This is a genomic window from Bradyrhizobium sp. PUT101, from assembly GCF_052043945.1.
In the GTDB taxonomy this organism is placed as follows: Bacteria; Pseudomonadota; Alphaproteobacteria; order Rhizobiales; family Xanthobacteraceae; genus Bradyrhizobium.
Window position 1 is genome coordinate 1,224,031 of record NZ_CP197207.1, and the last position, 14,939, is coordinate 1,238,969.

Consider the following 14,939-nt stretch of genomic DNA (forward strand, 5'->3'; position numbering starts at 1 on the left):
TCTCTCCTCCTCGTCATTACGAGGAGCTCTTGCGAGGAAGCAATCCAGACTGTCACCGCGGAGGGATTCTGGTTTGCTTCCGCCTTCGTGCGAGCGGATTGACAGCGGAGCGAAACAGCAAGATCCGGCTCCAAGCTATCCGCCGAAATCCCGCGGGCTGAACGGCAGGTCCAACACCTTCCATTCCCCGTACTTGTCGGCCGGCAGCATCTTGTAGGGCTGGCAGTTCTGGAGCGCGCTCATTGCGGACTTGACGATCGCCACGCCCTTCGCGGACGGCGGAGCTTCGATCAGGATCGGCTCGCGCGCCAGCGTGCCGTCGGTGGCGAAGACCGTGCGCAGCTTGACCTGGACGTTGTCGGTCGGCGCGACCCCGGCCGGCAGCTTGGCGCAGCTCCGCAAATGGCGGCGAAGCTCGGCGATGACTTCGGGCGGCAGCTTGGCTCCGATCGAATCCTTGGCGTCGCCGCCATCGTCCTTGGGAGCATCTTTCGGCAGCTCCGGCGGCAATTCAGGCGGCAGGCCCAGCATGACGCCGTATTTGACGGTGACGTCCGGCTCCGGAGGCAGATAGGCCGGCGGCGGCATGGCCTGAGGCTGCTGCATCGCCTGTGACGGTTGGGACAGCAGCTGCTGAGGCGGCGGTTGCTCGGGCTGAGGCTGCACATTGGCCTCGTGCTGCTTCGGCGCCTGTGAGGATGGCGGCTGCTTCTGCTGTGGCTCAGGCGAGGCCTGCGGTGATGGCGATGGTGCAGCAGCCTCCTGCTTGGCCGCGGTCTTCGAGGCTGTGTCCGTCTTCTCGGTGACGTCAAGCTTCGGCAGCTTCAGATCGGGGAGCAGCTCCGGCGGCTTCTCCTTCGCCTCGTCCTTGGACTTCTCCTCGGCCTTGGCCTCTTCCTGCTTCACCTGCTCCGGCGTGACGATGTCCACCGTCACAGTCTCGGGCGGCGCGGCGTGGAACGGATGGACTTCGCTGATCAGGATGATCAGCCCCACCAGCATCAGATGCGCGATCGCCGACGCTGCAATGTCCGTCCGTATGGTCTTCCGCAGTTCCATCGACCGATCTTGGGTTGCCGCCGCGGTCCTAGCATAACGGAAGTTCCCCTCAATCCCATTTCGGCGCGAAGCCAAAGTCGGTCAGTCGGCCTTTCGGATTGGCGAGCGCGGCAATCCGGCCCATCTCATCCTCCGACAGCTCAAAATCGAAGATATCGACGTTTTCCGACAGGCGCTCGACGCGCGAGGTGCGCGGGATCGCAGCGACATTTTGCTGCACCAGCCAGCGCAGGCACACCTGCGCCGGCGTCTTGCGATGGGCGCGGCCGATCTCCACCAGCGTCTGGTCGGACTTGATGCGACCCTTGGCGATCGGGCTGTAGGCGACCAGCGCGAGGCCGTGCTGGTCGCAGGCCGCCCTCACCTTCGCCTGGTCGAGGTAAGGGTGGTATTCGACCTGGTTGCAGACGAGCGGCTCCGCCGACAGCGCGACCGCCTGCTCGATCAGCGCCACCGTGAAATTGGAGACGCCGATGTGGCGGGTCAGTCCCATTTGCCTGGCATGCGACAGCGCGCCCAGCGTCTCTGCCAGCGGTACGTGGGGATTGGGCCAGTGCAGCAGCAACAGATCAACGGAGGGAAGCCGCAACCGGGCGAGGCTCTCCTTGACCGAGCGTTCGAGATCGTGGGGCGCGAAATGGTTGGTCCAGACCTTCGTCGTCAGGAAGACGTCGTCGCGGCGCACGCCGGAGGCGCGCAAGCCGTCGCCGACCTCGCGCTCATTGTCGTAGACCTGCGCGGTATCGATGTGACGATAACCGAGCCGCAGCGCCTGCTCGACCACGCGCGCGGCAGGCCTCCCGCTCAGCTCCCAGGTCCCGAGCCCGATCGCCGGGATTCTTGCGCCGTTGGCCTCGACGAACAGCATGAGGAATCCTCTCTGTTGCGGCCCGAAATCTCATTATGGACCCGGCCCATGATGCTGCCAACGGACGCCGCAACGGCCGGGCCGAATATTCAGTGCAAGACTAACGAGAGGTGTGCGTCAGACCTTGGCGAGCGCCTGGAACACGGTATCCGGCGCATGCGCGATCACCGCGAGCAGCGCGCGGGCGGGCCCCCGCGGAGCGCGCTTGCCCTGCTCCCAGTTGCGGATGGTCTCGACGGGGACGCCGAGCTTGGCGGCGAACTCCATCTGGGTCAGGCAGGCGCGGCGGCGCAAATCGCGCACCGCAAGCGGGCCGGTATCACCCGGCGCGGCATTGGCCGCAGGCTGGACCGGAAATTCCTGCCCATCCCGCAATTCGACGATCCGTCCGTCCGCCTTCAGCCGCAACCGCATGCCCATTCCCCCAAGCGCGGGCAATGATGCGGCAGGTCGCTTAAGTTCGGATTAAAGGGTCTCGCGCCCCGGACACGGCGCAGCGCCTCTTCGGCGGTGCGCTGCAGAGCCGGGGCCCATATTGCCACAGTGTCGTGCCGCTCTCTGTTGGGTCCCGGTTCTGCGCAGCAACGCGAAGGCGTTGCAGCGCGCCCGGGACACGAGAGCGAGGGCGCCGCTACCTCAACCCGAACCAGAGCGTCGCAATCCCGAGGAAGGAGAAGAAGCCGACCACGTCGGTCACGGTGGTGACGAAGGTGCCGGAGGCCACCGCCGGATCGGCCCTGACACGGTCGAGCGCCATCGGGATCAGGATGCCGCCGAGCGCGCCGGCGATAAGGTTGCAGATCATCGCAAGCCCGATGACGATGCCAAGGCCCGGAATCTTGAACCAGGCCACCGCCGCAATCCCCGTGATCACGGCGAAGGCGAGACCGTTGACCAGGCCGACCAGCGTCTCGCGCATCACCACGCGCCAGGCGTTGGAGGAGCCGAGCTCGCGGGTGGCAAGCGCGCGCACCGCGACCGTCATGGTCTGGGTCGCGGCATTGCCGCCCTGGCTCGCCACGATCGGCGCCAGCACCGCGAGCGCCACCATCTGTTCCAGCTGGCCCTCGAACAGGCCGAGCACGGAGGACGCCAGAAAGGCGGTGGCGAGATTTACCAGCAGCCAGTTGAAGCGTCCGCGCGCAATCGTCAGGAAGGTGTCCGACAATTCTTCGTCGCTGGTGACGCCGCCGAGCGCCTTGAGGTCCTCGTCCGCCTCCTCCTCGATGACGTCGACGACGTCGTCGACGGTGATGACGCCGACCAGGCGGTCCTGGGTGTCGAGCACGGGCGCGGCGACGAGATTGTACTTGCCGAACATGCGCGCCACCTCTTCCTGGTCCTCCAGGACGGAGACGCGACGGCGGTCTTCGTCGGTCAGCTCGGTCAGCGCCACCGGGCGGCGCGTGCGCAAGAGCACGTCGAGCGGCACCGCGCCGAGCCAGTGCTGGTCCTTGTCGATGACGTAGATCTCGTAAAAGCGGTCGGGGAGATCCGGCGTCTCGCGCATGTAGTCGATCGCCTGGCCCACGGTGAAATCCTGGGACACGGCGATGAATTCGGTCTGCATCCGGCGGCCGGCGGAGTTCTCCGGATAGAGCAGGCTGCGCTCGAGCGCGACGCGCTCCTTAAGCGGCAGCTTTTCGAGGATCTCCTCCTGCTCGGCCTCGTCGAGGGTTTCCAGCAGTTCGACCGCATCGTCGGATTCGAGCTCGCGGACGCCCTCGGCTACCGTCTCCGGCGGCAGCTCCTCGAGGATCTCCTCGCGGACGGCCTCGTCGACCTCGTTCAGGGCCGAGAAGTCGAAGTCGCGCCCCGTCAGCTCGACCAGGCGGACGCGGTCGTCGGGCTCCAGGGCGCCGATCAGGTCGCCGAGATCGGCCTCGTGCAGCTCGGCGACACAGGCACGCAGCGCAGCGCTGTCGCCAGCCTCGATCGCACGGGCAATTTCTTCGACGAATTCGTGCCGAATTTCGCCGTCCTCATTGCGCATCGGCACGTGGTCGAGTACCGAATTCGAGGCGGATGGGGCAACGTCCATATGTTCATCCATGGCGCGCCTCGCCGGTTGACAGGTTGGAACCAGTGGTCTGAGCTGATGGTTCAGGCAATACCCACAAGGCAACTCTGAGCGCAATGACAAAGATGCTTCGACTGAAATGGACATCGATGACGGCGGGCGCAGTCATCGCGGCCATCATCGGCATCGCCTCCGCCGATGCCGCCGAGTGCCCGCGCAAGGACGCGCTCGGCACCTCGCGCATCCTGAGGGTTGACGCCAAGACGTATCCGCGCGTCGGCTTGAAGAGCTTCCCCGAGACGCTGCCGCTGGCAGATCACGAGGTCGTGCTGACCTTCGACGACGGGCCGTTCCCGCCGACGACGTCGAAGGTGCTGGCGGCGCTGGCCAATGAGTGCGTGCGCGCGACCTTCTTCCTGATCGGCCAGCACGCCGCCGAGTATCCCGACATGGTCAGGCGCATCGCGCGCGAGGGCCACACCGTCGGCCACCACACCTGGTCGCATCCGTTCATGGCGCATATCCCGTTCGACAAGGCGAAGGCCGACCTCGACCGCGGCATCGCTGCCGACGAGATGGCGCTGCACGGCACCTCGACGACGATACCCTCGACGCCGTTCTTCCGCTTTCCCTATTTCGAGTCGACGCCTGCACAGCTCGACCTGCTCCAGTCGCGCGGCATCGTCGTGTTCGGGGCCGATCTCTGGGCCAGCGACTGGGAGGAGATCACGCCGGAGCAGGAATTGAAACTCGTCACCGAACGCCTGGCGGCGAGCGGCAAGGGCATCATCCTCTTCCACGACAACAAGGTGCGCACGGCCGCAATGATGCCGGCCTTTCTGCGGTATCTGAGGGAGAACGGCTATCGGGTGGTCCACGTCGTACCGGCGGGCACATCACAGAAGAACGCCGATGCGCGTTGATGCCGGAATGTCACGCCGGCGCAAAATGGGGTGATCCTGGCCCAATTAACACTCTGTTCATGCTACCCCATGCAAGGTTGTAGCGGATATTGCACCTGAACCATTGCGGGGCGTCTCCGACCTACTAAGGCGGCAATCGCATGAGGGCAGACGGGGTTCATGATCGGAAGTAGCGTTGTTTCGCGGACGCGATCGTGGATCGTCTTCTGTCTGGGAATGCTCACTATCGGCACACCGGCGGTCTTCGCGGCCGACTGTCCCGGCCACCCGGGGGCCCTCGGCACCTCCCGCACCCTCGTGGTCGATCCGCGCGAGCATCCGCTGATCGGCACCATGCAGTACCGCGAGACGCTGCCGCTGAAGGACCATGAGGTCGTCCTGACCTTCGACGACGGTCCCCTGCCGAAATATTCCAACCAGGTGCTCCAGATCCTCGCCGACGAGTGCATCAAGGCGACCTTCTTCATCATCGGGAGTCAGGCCAAAGCCAATCCGGAAGGAGTGCGCAAGCTGGTCGCGGCAGGCCACACCGTCGGCACGCACAGCATGGACCATCCGCTGACTTTCGACCGGATGCCGATCGAAAAGGCCGAGGCCGAGATCAACGGCGGAATCGCGTGGACCTCGGCCGCGATGACCGATCCGACCCAGCTCGCCCCGTTCTTCCGCATTCCCGGCCTGATGCGCGCCGAGGGCGTCGAGAAGTATCTGATCTCGCGCGGCATCCAGGTCTGGAGCGCCGATTTCCCCGCCGACGACTGGCGGCACGTGGCGTCCGACCGCGTCTACCAGCTCGCGATCCAGCGGCTGGAGGCCAAGGGTAAGGGTATCCTGCTGCTGCACGATATCCAGGCCCGCACGGTGGCGGCGCTGCCCAAGATCATCCGGGACCTCAAGGCGCGCGGCTATCGCATCGTGCATGTGGTGCCCGCGACCGCCGAGCGGCCGGCGACGCCGACCACGACGGTAGAATGGCTGCTGCATCCGCCGACCGAGACGACGCCGATCGCACGCTGGCCGCGCGTGCCGAATTTCGTGTTCACGCAGACCCGGACGCTGCCGGCGCCCGATCTTGCCGACCTCAATGCGCGGGCCGAGCACCAGCCGCTGCTGCCGCTCCGGACCATGGCGCAGGCCAATGTCGCGGCCACCCTGCCCGTGCCCGGCCGCGCACTCTTTGCGATCCCCGAAGGCTCGGTCGAGGTGCTGCTGTCGACGACCTTGTCGCGGCGTGCCGCGACGCGGGTGGCGATGGCAGCCGAGACGTCTCGTGCGGCCAGGGACAAGGCAGCACATGCCAAAGCAGCAAAGGGCAAGGCGGCCAAGCTGCAGGGACGGCGCACGGCGCATGTGGCGCCGGCGACACCGGATCATCCCGAGCAGCTCAAAGGCACGACGACCACCGGCACTGCACCCAAGGGCTCGGCATCCAGGAGTGTGACCACCCGCCCGACCCGCGTTGCCAGCCTGAAGAAGCGCGCTTAAGCCCTCACTGCCGCATGATTGCGGCGACGCAGAGCAGCACGATCAGCGCCAGGAAAAACAGGTCCATATAGGACTTGAGCTCGCCATCGCGCCGCAGCCGCGCAACGTCGGCGACGACCTGCCTCCGCGCCGAGGCTCCGCCCGAACCGTCATTGATCGAACCCTGCAGGCGCCTGGTCTCGACCTCCAGCTTCTCGATTTTCTGGAAGAAGTAGAACGCACGCAGCGTCGAGGCGGCGCGCATGCCGGCATAGACCAGCACCAGGATCGCCAGGATCGCCCGGTTCGGATACTTCTCCATGAAGTTCAGGCTGAAATAGACCACCGCCATGAAGGCGAAATTCGTGAGGAAGCGGTAGACGAAGCTAAGAAAGGCCATGCTGGCTCGAACCTTTGGGGACGCGCAACTCATTCATGTTGCGAAATTTCGGGATCGGGGGACCCGGACCGGAACGGCCGGCCTGGATGCGGCAGCGGCCCGTCTACGCCAAGTTTGTTTCAACAAAGATACTATCGCCCCGCAACTTGCCGCCTTTCAGCCGAGACGCGGCCACAAGTCGGGCCGGAGCAAGGCCCATCCGCCTGCCCGCGCGGCATGCCGCGACGGGCTCAATGGCGATTTGGCGGAAGTCGCGGTACACTGTCGACCGCCGCCATATGTGGGGTCTGCCGATGCCGAAGAAGGGAATCACGGGCCACGACGACTGGGTTCTGACCGAGGCGCTCGCAACCGCCCTGGTCGCATTGGAGCAACTCGAACCGAAGCACCAGCCGAACGCGCATATGGATGACATCCGCAAGCTGCTCGCGAACGGCAAGGAGCCGGCGGCGGTGAGCCTGCACCTCGCCCAGGCCAAATGCCGCCTGTTTCCCGAGCTCGACCCGCTGAAGATCTACCGGGAATACGGCATCGGCGAGGAGTATGGCTGAAGAGGCGCTTTGAGTGTCGCAAGGCCCGGCGCGGGGCAAAGCGCTAGTTTTGCGAGGTCTTCAGCAGCGGGCATTCACTCTGGCTCAACGGGAGATAGGCCTCCTCGGCAGGTATTCTCTCGACGACGTCGTAATAGTCCCAGGGCGTCTTCACGTCCGAGGGCTTCCTGACCTCGACGAGATAGAAATCGTGCACCAGCTTGTTGTCAGCGCGCAGCCGCGCGCCAGGCGCGTAGAAGTCGTCTACGGGCATTGACCGAATCTGCTCCAGGACAGCATTGGTTTCATCCGTCCCTGCAGCAGCCGCGGCCCTCAGGTATTGCAAAACGGCCGAATAGACGGCGGCTTGTGGCGCGGTCGGCATGGCGTTGTGAAGCTTGTAGAACCTCTGGGCGAACGCCCGCGTCGCCTCGTTGAGCGCCCAGTACCAGGCGGTAACCGTCGTCAATCCCTTGGCCGTTTCGGCGCCCATGGCGTGCACATCGGTCAGAAACATGAGCTCGGCGACGGCCTTCTGAGACCCGGCATTCATCCCGAACTCATTCCATTGCTTCATCGAGGTCACGAGCTGTTCGCCAGCATTGGCGAACGCGACCACTTTGGCCTTCGAGGCCTGGGCCTGGAGCAGGAAAGAGCTGTAGTCGGCATTTCCCAGCGGATGAAAGACCGCGCCGAGCGACTTAGCACCAGTCGCCGCGAGCACGCGCTGAGACACTTCGACCATATTGCGCCCGAACGCATAGTCGGACGCGATGAAGAACCAGCTGTCGTATCCTTGCGACACCAGCTTTCGGACCGAGCTGGCGACCAGATTGTAATTGTCGTGCAACCACATCAGACCGGTCCGCGAACATTGCTTGCCGCCGACATCGGTGGTCCCGACCGCCGAGTAGATGACGATCCTGTTCTTGTCGCGCGCGATCGACTGGATGGCGAGCGCGACCGCCGAGTTTCCGACGTCGGCCACCATGTCGACGCCATCCACGTCGAACCATTTGCGGACGATCTGGGCGCCGATATCCGGCTTGTTCTGATGGTCGGCGACGACGATGTCGACCTTCAGGCCCGGCGCGACCTTCTGGAAATCCTGGACCGCCATCTTCGCGGCGACGACGGAGCCAGGTCCGGCAAGGTCGGACAATGGTCCCGCCTGGTCGTTGATGATGCCGATCCGGACAACGTCACCGGAAAAATCGGCTGCCAGGCTCCGTTCGGCGAATGCGACCGGACCCAGCGTCAGGATGATGCCGAAGGCCGAACGGCAAAGTCGGATGTGCCATGACTGCAATGCCCCTACGTGATCCACCATCTTCCCCTCTGCTCTGGCACCGCGACGACTGTCGGCGATGATTGCCTCGAAACGCCGCGCTATCCCTCCTGATGAATGGCTCTCCTGACGAACTCCAGACGCCTCGCCTGCGCGGGCGCGACCAGCTCCTTCATCGCTGCAACGATCGCAGCCGGTGCGGTATCCGGCGAACCGGCCCGGAAAGGCGGTACGGGATTGTACTCCATGCGCAGCTGGATCATTTCCGCAGCCGCGCGGCCTCTCAACATCGAAACCAGCGTGAGCGCGAAGTCGATTCCAGCGGTGATGCCGCCGCCCGTCATGCGGTTGCGATCGATGCAGACCCTCTCGCGCGACACCTCGGCTCCGAAGAACGGCAATGCATCGGTCGCCGTCCAGTGCGTGGCCGCGCGATATCCCTTCAGGAGACCGGCCGCACCGAGAACGAGCGACCCCGTGCAGACCGAAGTCAGGTATTTCGCGCCCCGCGCCTGCGCTTTCAGAAACGCAAGCACCTCCTCGTCCAGCATCAGCTCGTCGGTGCCGTAGCCGCCCGGGACGCAGATCACGTCGAGTTGCGGGCAATCGGCGAAGGTGATGGTCGGCGTCAGCGCAATCACGGAATCGCTCGGCACGGGCTCGATGCGTTTCCAGATCAGATGCACCGTCACGTCAGGCAGGCTTGAGAAGACCTGGGCGGGACCGGTGAGATCGAGCTGGGTAACGCGGGGAAAAACCAGAAGACCGATCTGCAACGGACCCGACATATCCAACCTCGACATCGCGCTTGACGGTGGCAGCCTGCCATGTTGGCCTTGGGGGCGGAAACGGCGTAATTCCCTCATTTTTGGACGCGTTCATGATCGGCTTCCTGATCTTTCCCGAATTCCAGTTGCTGGATGCCGCCGGCCCGATATCGGTGTTCGAGATCGCAAGACGCCACACGCCGCATGCGCCGCGTGTGATAACGGTTGCCACGAAGGCCGGCGCCGTGCGCAGTTCGTCGGGCACCGAGATGCTCGCGCGCAACTTGCGATCGGCAAGCTCAGTCACGACGCTTTTCGTGGCAGGTGGCGAAGGCGTCGAGGACGCGGCGCGCTGCAAGACGACGATCGCATTCATTCAGAGATTGGCGCGCCGCGGCGTGCGTCTGGCCAGCGTCTGCTCGGGAGCCTATTTGCTCGCCGAGGCGGGAGTCCTGGACGGTCGTTGCGCGACCACGCATTGGTCCTGCACCCGTGACTTCATCGGACGGTACCCGAAAGTCCGGCTCGAGCCGGACCAGATCTTCACCCGCGATGGCGGCGTGTGGACATCGGCCGGAATCACCGCAGGAATTGATCTGGCGCTCGCCATGATCGCCGAGGACCACGGTGAAGAGATTTCGCAAGCGACCGCTCGGCAGCTGGTGCTGTACCATCGCCGCAGCGGCGGACAATCGCAGTTCTCGTCCTTGCTCGAACTGAAGACGCCGAACGGGCGCTTCGGCAACCTTCTTTCATGGGTGCGCGAGAATCTGGATGCGCCTCTCACGGTCGAGGCACTTGCCGAGCGCGCAGGCCTGAGTTCACGGCATTTCGTCCGTTCCTTCATCGCCGAGACCGGATCCACGCCAACGAAGGCGGTCGAGCGCTTGCGGGTCGAGGTGGCACGGGAGCGCGTGCAGTCCTCCGGAGAAGCGATAGAGCGCGTCGCTCAAGCCACCGGCTTTCGCGACCCCGAGCGGATGCGCAGAGCCTTCATCCGCGCATTCGGTCAGCCGCCGAAGTCCCTGCGGCGTTCCGCCCGAACTGCATGAGAGCTGCAGTTGACCGGCGCCAGTCTAAGGCCCGCCCGCGACCGATCCCGCGATCACCATGGCCAGCGCGCCGAGGTCGATCTTGCCGTTGACCGTCAGCTCCTCCGAGCCCTTCGCGTCTCCCGCGCCCTGGACCTTCAGCGCTTGCGGCCGGTCGGCGGCTTGGCGCTTCAACTCGTCGATGATGGCTTCCTTGAGCTTCTCTTCCAGCATGGACATCTCCTCAGGCCACCGATGCAATCCTCGGCGCATTCGCCGCAGATTTCTCCGGTCGATCGCGAGGCTCACCGCAAGCGGCCCGGTCAGGCCAGTCGCGACGGCAGGCTGTTGTGGATCGTGCAGGCGGCAATTGCGGCATGGCCGAACGCGACCGCGATCTGGTGCAGGTCGGTGACGACGTCGCCGATGCCGTAGAGCCCATCGATCGACGTGCGCTGACGGTCGTCGACCTTCAGATAACCCTCCCCGGTATGTTCGGCGCCAAGCGACACCGCGAGCTGCGAGCGCACCTCCGCACCCATCGCGGGATAGACCATGTCGAACTGCGCCGTGCGGCCATCGGCGAACACGGCTTCGACGGCTTCGCCTCTCCGCCGCAAACGCAGATCGGGCGCGAACAGGACCTCCACATCCGCCTCGGCCAATCGTGACGTTGCCGCCTGATCGTCATCACCCTCCGTTGCGAGCAGCGTCACGTCGCGCGAATAGCCGCGCAGGAACAGCGCCTTGCCCGCGGCACGCGCGAGCGGGCCGATGACGCCGATGCGGCGGCCGGTCGCCTCGAAGGCATCGCAGACGGGGCAGTAGCGCAACAGCCCATCCGCGACGGCGGCGCGCCATTCGTCGAACGGCGGATGGGTATCGACGATGCCGCAGGCGAGAATGACGGCGGCGGCCGCATGCGTGCGGCCATTCCAGCTCGCCAGAAAGCCCTGATCGTGTCGCTGCAGGGCGGTGACCTCGGCGTCCACGCGCGTAATGCCGAGCTCGTCCAGCTGGGCCGACATCCGTTTGATCAGTTCCGTGCCGGACAGCCCGTGGACGAAACCCGGGACATTGTGGCTGCGTGGGATCAGCCCCGCCCGGCTGGCGCCGGCGTCCACGACGAAGACGCGGCGGCGGAATCGCGCCAGATAGATCGCGGCCATCAGCCCAGCCGGCCCACCGCCAACAATCAGGCAATCGAGCGCAGGCGTGCCGGTCATTTGGGGTTCGGGTCCGCAAGACCGGCATCGGGATCTGCAAGGCGGCCGCTCCTTGCAAGCCGGACCGCGTTGCCCAGCGCGCGCGCCGCATTCTGCACCTTCTGCTGGAATTCCCTGTCCTCATCGAGAGAGCGATGCGAGGTGGCGTATGGCTCCATGTAGCCGACATAGCCGTCGAGCTCGGCGAAGCGCCCCGCCGAGATCAGCTGCATGTCGGTCAGCCAGTCGGACAGGGCCCGGCGCACGCCCTCGGCGCCGACCGCATCGCCGTGAACGACGACGCCGAAATGACGGCCGGCGAGATGGCGCGGATAGGGCCAGCCCTTCAGCTCCATCGCCTTGGCTTCGGTGGCGTTCTTGCCGTGGGTCGAGGTCGGATCGGGATTGCCGCCGTCGGCGCAGACCATGCGGTCCATCATCGCCTTGAGCCCGGCGGGCACCTGATACCAGTGCACCGGCGTCACGATCAGGATGCCGTGGGCGGCAACCCAGAGCGGATAGATCTCGTTCATCCAGTCGCCGGTCTGGCCCAGTGAATGGTTCGGATAGCAGCTGCACGGCCAGTGGCAGAGCGGCATGGCGGTGCCGACGCAGGACTTGCAGGGATGAATGGTCTTGCCGAACTCCGAGGCGAGGCGCGACAGATCGAGGATGTCGACTGCATATCCCATCTCGATGAAGACGGGCTCGGCCAGCTTGACCAGCCGCCAGGTCTTGGACATCTCGCCGGGACAGGTGTGTTCGCTGCGCACCGAGCCGTTGATGACGAGAATGCGCGGCATCTCGTCCGCATCGTCGTGGCGCCGCTGCGCTTCCAGGATCTTTGCGCGCGCATCAAGCCAGTCGAGGGCAAGATCGTAGTCGGGGTCGGAGAAGCCTGCACCCGCCTTCCGCGTCAACGGCGCCTTGCGCGAATGGCTATAGGCGTCCCAGGCCGCAGCAGTGACGGCATCGAGCTCGCGTTGCAGCGGGGCAAAGGCAGGGTCGACGAACTGCTCCTTGTAACGCCGCTCGAACTCCTCGCGCGACAGCTTGACGGGCGGCATTCCCTTGCGAACGTCGGCTTCCGTCATGCTGGCTCCTGGCAAAGTCGGTCATCGACCAACCCGCCGCGCAGCGCGCGGTTCCCACAGCTCTACTGCCGAGCAGCCTCCCGCGGCAGATCGAATTTCGCGATCCGCCGGTCGAGCCGCCACAGCTCGATGCGGTGGGCCAGCACGAGCGCGCGTTCCCGGCCGGGTGGCAGGCTGCGCGCGCGCTCGCGGCTGCCTTCGGCGAAGGCGGCCAACCGCTCCTGGAGCGATTGGGTCTGTTTCCTGCGGTTACGTTTGGCGGTCATGGTTTTTCACGTTGGATCTGGATGGAAGAAAGCTGGCCCGAAGGGAGGTTGGGCGCCGGGGCCCAAGCCGCTCGTCAGTAAGTCGCTGCCGGTTGGGGCGGCCCGGTTCCGGAAGCGCATTTGTAGGTTCCGCCGCAACTCGCGGTTCCGGCATTTCAATAAGTTAACGCCACGCAATTTTGCGCGGCAGACGGGCGCGCGCACATCGTCGCCGCACTGCGCCGGAACCGAAATGCCGATTCGCATGTTCAAGAACGACTTGAAGGAGGATCATCATGGCAAAAGCAGCATGGAAACGGCCGGGCTCGCCGATCGGCCGCAAGGGACCGCGCAAGGCCAATCCCGCGTATAAGCGCCGCGCGCGCGAGCCCTGGACGCCGGCGGACGTGAGCAAGCTGAAGCAGCTCGCGAAAGGCAACACGCCGACAGGCGTGATGAGCATCAAGCTTCAGCGGCCGGTCGCGGCCATCCGCAGCAAGGCGCAACGCGAAGGGATTTCGCTGAGGCCCGTCAACCGCTCGCCCTATAACCGGCAAACCAAAGCAGCCAAGCGGCGTTGATTTCCCGCACCGCCGGGTGACAACCGGACGCAACGGGGACGATGGACGTGGTGCTCATTTTTCCGGTTTCTGCCCACGACACCAGCGCATCGGTACGCGCCGACATCTGACCCGTTCCCGGCGCGTGCAGCCTGACAGGCTGCACGCTGCAGCGGCGGTCCCTAACTGGGCGGCTGCAAGCCCGGCGATCGCAGCCATTCGCTCATCTGAGATCCCGTCTCGGCCTGGCGCGCCTTGCGCAGCATCTCCTCGCGCGCCGCGCCCGGCGGGAGCGATTTGGCCTCTTCGCGCAGCCGCTCCGCTTCGGCAGCCAGCCGCGCCTCCAAGGTATCCTCATGCTTGACCCGACGCCGCATCATCGTCATGGCGTATCCCTGTCAGTCAGTGCAGCGCGCCGTTGCGTTCACATGTTGATGATGCCAGGCAAAATCGCGCTGGCGTGCATCCAACGTTCCTGATGCGGAACGGTTGCTCGGCTCGCCGAAAAACTCCGTCCCGGCGCAATGTAAGTTACTCAAAGGACGTCACTTGCTCAGAACGCTCTGCGGCCGCTGTGCATGAGGCTATGTGAATCGGCGATCTCCTTTGTCCGTCCGCAGGACGGTTCGCGTAGCTCCGCGAGATTGCGACGGCTCTACGACCGCGCGGTGCCCGGCTCCGCCATCTTGCGATGCTGCTTGGCCAGCAACTCGTTCGGCGTGACGTTGGCGACCGTCGTCTGGATCTTGTTCTTCAGCCCGGTGACGATGTCGGCTTCCCCGCGCAGCATCGCATCGAAACCGGCCTTGGCGACATCGTAGGCGCCGTCCTTCGTCTCGGTGCCGACCTTGGTGTCCATCATGCCGGCGCGGCGGAAGAACTCCGTCTCGGTCGCACCTGGCATCAGGCAGGTGACGGTCACGCCGCTGTCGCGCAGCTCCTCACGCAGCGCAAACGATGAATCCAGGAACGCCTTGCTGGCGTTGTAGGCGGCCTAGAAGCTGCCCGGCATGAACCCGGCGATCGAGCCGGTGATCAGGATCCGGCCCGCATTGCGGCGAAGCATCTCGTTGCCGACGCGGTGGATCAGATACAGCGTGCCGGTGATGTTGGTGTCGATGAGGCGTTTCACCCTGGCAAAGTCCTGGTCGAGGAAGGCCTTGCCGAGACCGATGCCGGCATTGGCGAACAGCGCATCGATCGGCCGGTCGGCGACGGCGGCACAGAGCTTGTCTACGCCCTCGGTGGTGGCGAGATCGGCCTCGACCGGCTCCACGCTGCCGCCGAGCCGGCGCAGATCGACGGCCACGTGCTCGATCGCGGATTCGTCCGCCGCGATGACGAGGTTGAAACCTGCCTGGGCGCAGCACCTGGCGAGTTCCAGGCCGATACCGGTGGAGGCGCCTGTGACGACGGCGAGTTGATTGGCGGGCATACGCACATCCTTGGAATTGAGGTGACGACGCTCAATCGCCGCCCTGCTCC

The 14,939-nt window shown here is 65.2% G+C and carries 17 protein-coding genes and 1 pseudogene; 5 read left to right on the forward strand and 13 right to left on the reverse strand.

Annotation, left to right across the window (positions count from 1 at the left end; genetic code table 11):
• Positions 1 to 135: 135 nt before the first annotated feature.
• The 4 genes from ACSHT2_RS05900 to mgtE form a co-directional block, all read right to left on the reverse strand.
• A complete protein-coding gene (locus ACSHT2_RS05900) occupies positions 136 to 1,059 on the reverse strand; it encodes a hypothetical protein (RefSeq protein WP_440640761.1) in 924 nt (307 codons plus the stop codon).
• A 49-nt stretch (positions 1,060 to 1,108) separates the two neighbouring features.
• The gene (locus ACSHT2_RS05905) at positions 1,109 to 1,927 is read right to left on the reverse strand and encodes an aldo/keto reductase (RefSeq protein WP_440640762.1); all 819 of its coding nucleotides are present in this window, start codon (positions 1,925 to 1,927) and stop codon (positions 1,109 to 1,111) included.
• Positions 1,928 to 2,044: 117 nt separating this feature from the next.
• On the reverse strand, positions 2,045 to 2,347 hold the full coding sequence (locus ACSHT2_RS05910) for a helix-turn-helix domain-containing protein (protein ID WP_131867921.1): 303 nt from the start codon (positions 2,345 to 2,347) through the stop codon (positions 2,045 to 2,047).
• A 211-nt stretch (positions 2,348 to 2,558) separates the two neighbouring features.
• Positions 2,559 to 3,980, reverse strand: a complete 1,422-nt coding sequence (mgtE, locus tag ACSHT2_RS05915; protein WP_440640763.1) for a magnesium transporter — start codon at positions 3,978 to 3,980, stop codon at positions 2,559 to 2,561.
• A gap of 83 nt (positions 3,981 to 4,063) precedes the next feature.
• On the opposite strand from mgtE, the gene ACSHT2_RS05920 reads away from it, so the two are divergent.
• Both ACSHT2_RS05920 and ACSHT2_RS05925 read left to right on the forward strand, forming a co-directional pair.
• Positions 4,064 to 4,870: a polysaccharide deacetylase family protein gene (locus tag ACSHT2_RS05920; RefSeq protein ID WP_440640764.1), complete on the forward strand. Its 807-nt coding sequence runs from the start codon at positions 4,064 to 4,066 to the stop codon at positions 4,868 to 4,870.
• A gap of 159 nt (positions 4,871 to 5,029) precedes the next feature.
• The gene (locus ACSHT2_RS05925; RefSeq protein WP_440640765.1) at positions 5,030 to 6,355 is read left to right on the forward strand and encodes a polysaccharide deacetylase family protein; all 1,326 of its coding nucleotides are present in this window, start codon (positions 5,030 to 5,032) and stop codon (positions 6,353 to 6,355) included.
• Between the two features lie 4 nt (positions 6,356 to 6,359).
• Here the strand turns inward: ACSHT2_RS05925 and ACSHT2_RS05930 are convergent, their stop codons facing one another.
• The gene (locus tag ACSHT2_RS05930) at positions 6,360 to 6,734 is read right to left on the reverse strand and encodes a hypothetical protein (RefSeq protein ID WP_440640766.1); all 375 of its coding nucleotides are present in this window, start codon (positions 6,732 to 6,734) and stop codon (positions 6,360 to 6,362) included.
• Between the two features lie 278 nt (positions 6,735 to 7,012).
• Between ACSHT2_RS05930 and ACSHT2_RS05935 the strand changes: the two genes are divergently transcribed.
• Complete coding sequence (locus tag ACSHT2_RS05935) at positions 7,013 to 7,285, forward strand: hypothetical protein (RefSeq protein ID WP_440642774.1); 273 nt, start codon at positions 7,013 to 7,015, stop codon at positions 7,283 to 7,285.
• A 43-nt stretch (positions 7,286 to 7,328) separates the two neighbouring features.
• On the opposite strand, the gene ACSHT2_RS05940 is transcribed toward ACSHT2_RS05935, so the two are convergent.
• Together ACSHT2_RS05940 and ACSHT2_RS05945 are read right to left on the reverse strand one after the other, a co-directional pair.
• Positions 7,329 to 8,594 carry an ABC transporter substrate-binding protein gene (locus ACSHT2_RS05940; RefSeq protein WP_440640767.1) on the reverse strand — a complete coding sequence of 422 codons (1,266 nt, stop codon included), beginning with the start codon at positions 8,592 to 8,594 and terminating at the stop codon, positions 7,329 to 7,331.
• A gap of 59 nt (positions 8,595 to 8,653) precedes the next feature.
• Positions 8,654 to 9,340, reverse strand: coding sequence for a DJ-1/PfpI family protein (locus tag ACSHT2_RS05945; RefSeq protein WP_440640768.1), 687 nt, complete (start codon positions 9,338 to 9,340; stop codon positions 8,654 to 8,656).
• A gap of 92 nt (positions 9,341 to 9,432) precedes the next feature.
• Here ACSHT2_RS05945 and ACSHT2_RS05950 point away from each other — a divergent pair, with 92 nt between their 5' ends.
• Entirely contained in the window at positions 9,433 to 10,371 is a 939-nt protein-coding gene (locus tag ACSHT2_RS05950; RefSeq protein ID WP_440642775.1) for a GlxA family transcriptional regulator, read from the forward strand.
• Positions 10,372 to 10,395: 24 nt separating this feature from the next.
• Here the strand turns inward: ACSHT2_RS05950 and ACSHT2_RS05955 are convergent, their stop codons facing one another.
• From ACSHT2_RS05955 to ACSHT2_RS05970, 4 genes are all read right to left on the reverse strand, one after another.
• Positions 10,396 to 10,584, reverse strand: a complete 189-nt coding sequence (locus ACSHT2_RS05955; RefSeq protein WP_440640769.1) for a hypothetical protein — start codon at positions 10,582 to 10,584, stop codon at positions 10,396 to 10,398.
• An 89-nt stretch (positions 10,585 to 10,673) separates the two neighbouring features.
• Positions 10,674 to 11,576, reverse strand: a complete 903-nt coding sequence (locus ACSHT2_RS05960; protein WP_440640770.1) for an NAD(P)/FAD-dependent oxidoreductase — start codon at positions 11,574 to 11,576, stop codon at positions 10,674 to 10,676.
• Entirely contained in the window at positions 11,573 to 12,649 is a 1,077-nt protein-coding gene (locus ACSHT2_RS05965) for a flavodoxin family protein (RefSeq protein WP_440640771.1), read from the reverse strand. Before ACSHT2_RS05965 ends, ACSHT2_RS05960 begins: the two co-directional genes overlap by 4 nt.
• A gap of 62 nt (positions 12,650 to 12,711) precedes the next feature.
• Positions 12,712 to 12,915, reverse strand: a complete 204-nt coding sequence (locus ACSHT2_RS05970; protein ID WP_440640772.1) for a hypothetical protein — start codon at positions 12,913 to 12,915, stop codon at positions 12,712 to 12,714.
• A 275-nt stretch (positions 12,916 to 13,190) separates the two neighbouring features.
• On the opposite strand from ACSHT2_RS05970, the gene ACSHT2_RS05975 reads away from it, so the two are divergent.
• Positions 13,191 to 13,475, forward strand: coding sequence for a hypothetical protein (locus tag ACSHT2_RS05975; RefSeq protein ID WP_440640773.1), 285 nt, complete (start codon positions 13,191 to 13,193; stop codon positions 13,473 to 13,475).
• A 161-nt stretch (positions 13,476 to 13,636) separates the two neighbouring features.
• Here ACSHT2_RS05975 and ACSHT2_RS05980 read toward each other — a convergent pair whose 3' ends face one another.
• Together ACSHT2_RS05980 and ACSHT2_RS05985 are read right to left on the reverse strand one after the other, a co-directional pair.
• Positions 13,637 to 13,834 carry a hypothetical protein gene (locus tag ACSHT2_RS05980; RefSeq protein WP_440642776.1) on the reverse strand — a complete coding sequence of 66 codons (198 nt, stop codon included), beginning with the start codon at positions 13,832 to 13,834 and terminating at the stop codon, positions 13,637 to 13,639.
• A gap of 275 nt (positions 13,835 to 14,109) precedes the next feature.
• A pseudogene (locus ACSHT2_RS05985) lies at positions 14,110 to 14,889 on the reverse strand (SDR family NAD(P)-dependent oxidoreductase).
• Between the last annotated feature and the right edge of the window lie 50 nt (positions 14,890 to 14,939).

Excerpts from the sequence above, each read along its gene's own strand:
- ACSHT2_RS05920 (WP_440640764.1), top strand. The coding sequence starts at position 4,064 with ATGACAAAGATGCTTCGACTGAAATGGACATCGATGACGGCGGGCGCA.
- ACSHT2_RS05930 (WP_440640766.1), bottom strand. The coding sequence starts at position 6,734 with ATGGCCTTTCTTAGCTTCGTCTACCGCTTCCTCACGAATTTCGCCTTC.
- ACSHT2_RS05960 (WP_440640770.1), bottom strand. The coding sequence starts at position 11,576 with ATGACCGGCACGCCTGCGCTCGATTGCCTGATTGTTGGCGGTGGGCCG.
- ACSHT2_RS05975 (WP_440640773.1), top strand. The coding sequence starts at position 13,191 with ATGGCAAAAGCAGCATGGAAACGGCCGGGCTCGCCGATCGGCCGCAAG.
- ACSHT2_RS05935 (WP_440642774.1), top strand. The coding sequence starts at position 7,013 with ATGTGGGGTCTGCCGATGCCGAAGAAGGGAATCACGGGCCACGACGAC.
- ACSHT2_RS05980 (WP_440642776.1), bottom strand. The coding sequence starts at position 13,834 with ATGATGCGGCGTCGGGTCAAGCATGAGGATACCTTGGAGGCGCGGCTG.
- ACSHT2_RS05970 (WP_440640772.1), bottom strand. The coding sequence starts at position 12,915 with ATGACCGCCAAACGTAACCGCAGGAAACAGACCCAATCGCTCCAGGAG.
- ACSHT2_RS05940 (WP_440640767.1), bottom strand. The coding sequence starts at position 8,594 with ATGGTGGATCACGTAGGGGCATTGCAGTCATGGCACATCCGACTTTGC.
- ACSHT2_RS05900 (WP_440640761.1), bottom strand. The coding sequence starts at position 1,059 with ATGGAACTGCGGAAGACCATACGGACGGACATTGCAGCGTCGGCGATC.
- ACSHT2_RS05905 (WP_440640762.1), bottom strand. The coding sequence starts at position 1,927 with ATGCTGTTCGTCGAGGCCAACGGCGCAAGAATCCCGGCGATCGGGCTC.
- ACSHT2_RS05955 (WP_440640769.1), bottom strand. The coding sequence starts at position 10,584 with ATGCTGGAAGAGAAGCTCAAGGAAGCCATCATCGACGAGTTGAAGCGC.
- mgtE (WP_440640763.1), bottom strand. The coding sequence starts at position 3,980 with ATGGATGAACATATGGACGTTGCCCCATCCGCCTCGAATTCGGTACTC.
- ACSHT2_RS05910 (WP_131867921.1), bottom strand. The coding sequence starts at position 2,347 with ATGGGCATGCGGTTGCGGCTGAAGGCGGACGGACGGATCGTCGAATTG.
- ACSHT2_RS05965 (WP_440640771.1), bottom strand. The coding sequence starts at position 12,649 with ATGACGGAAGCCGACGTTCGCAAGGGAATGCCGCCCGTCAAGCTGTCG.
- ACSHT2_RS05925 (WP_440640765.1), top strand. The coding sequence starts at position 5,030 with ATGATCGGAAGTAGCGTTGTTTCGCGGACGCGATCGTGGATCGTCTTC.
- ACSHT2_RS05945 (WP_440640768.1), bottom strand. The coding sequence starts at position 9,340 with ATGTCGGGTCCGTTGCAGATCGGTCTTCTGGTTTTTCCCCGCGTTACC.
- ACSHT2_RS05950 (WP_440642775.1), top strand. The coding sequence starts at position 9,433 with ATGATCGGCTTCCTGATCTTTCCCGAATTCCAGTTGCTGGATGCCGCC.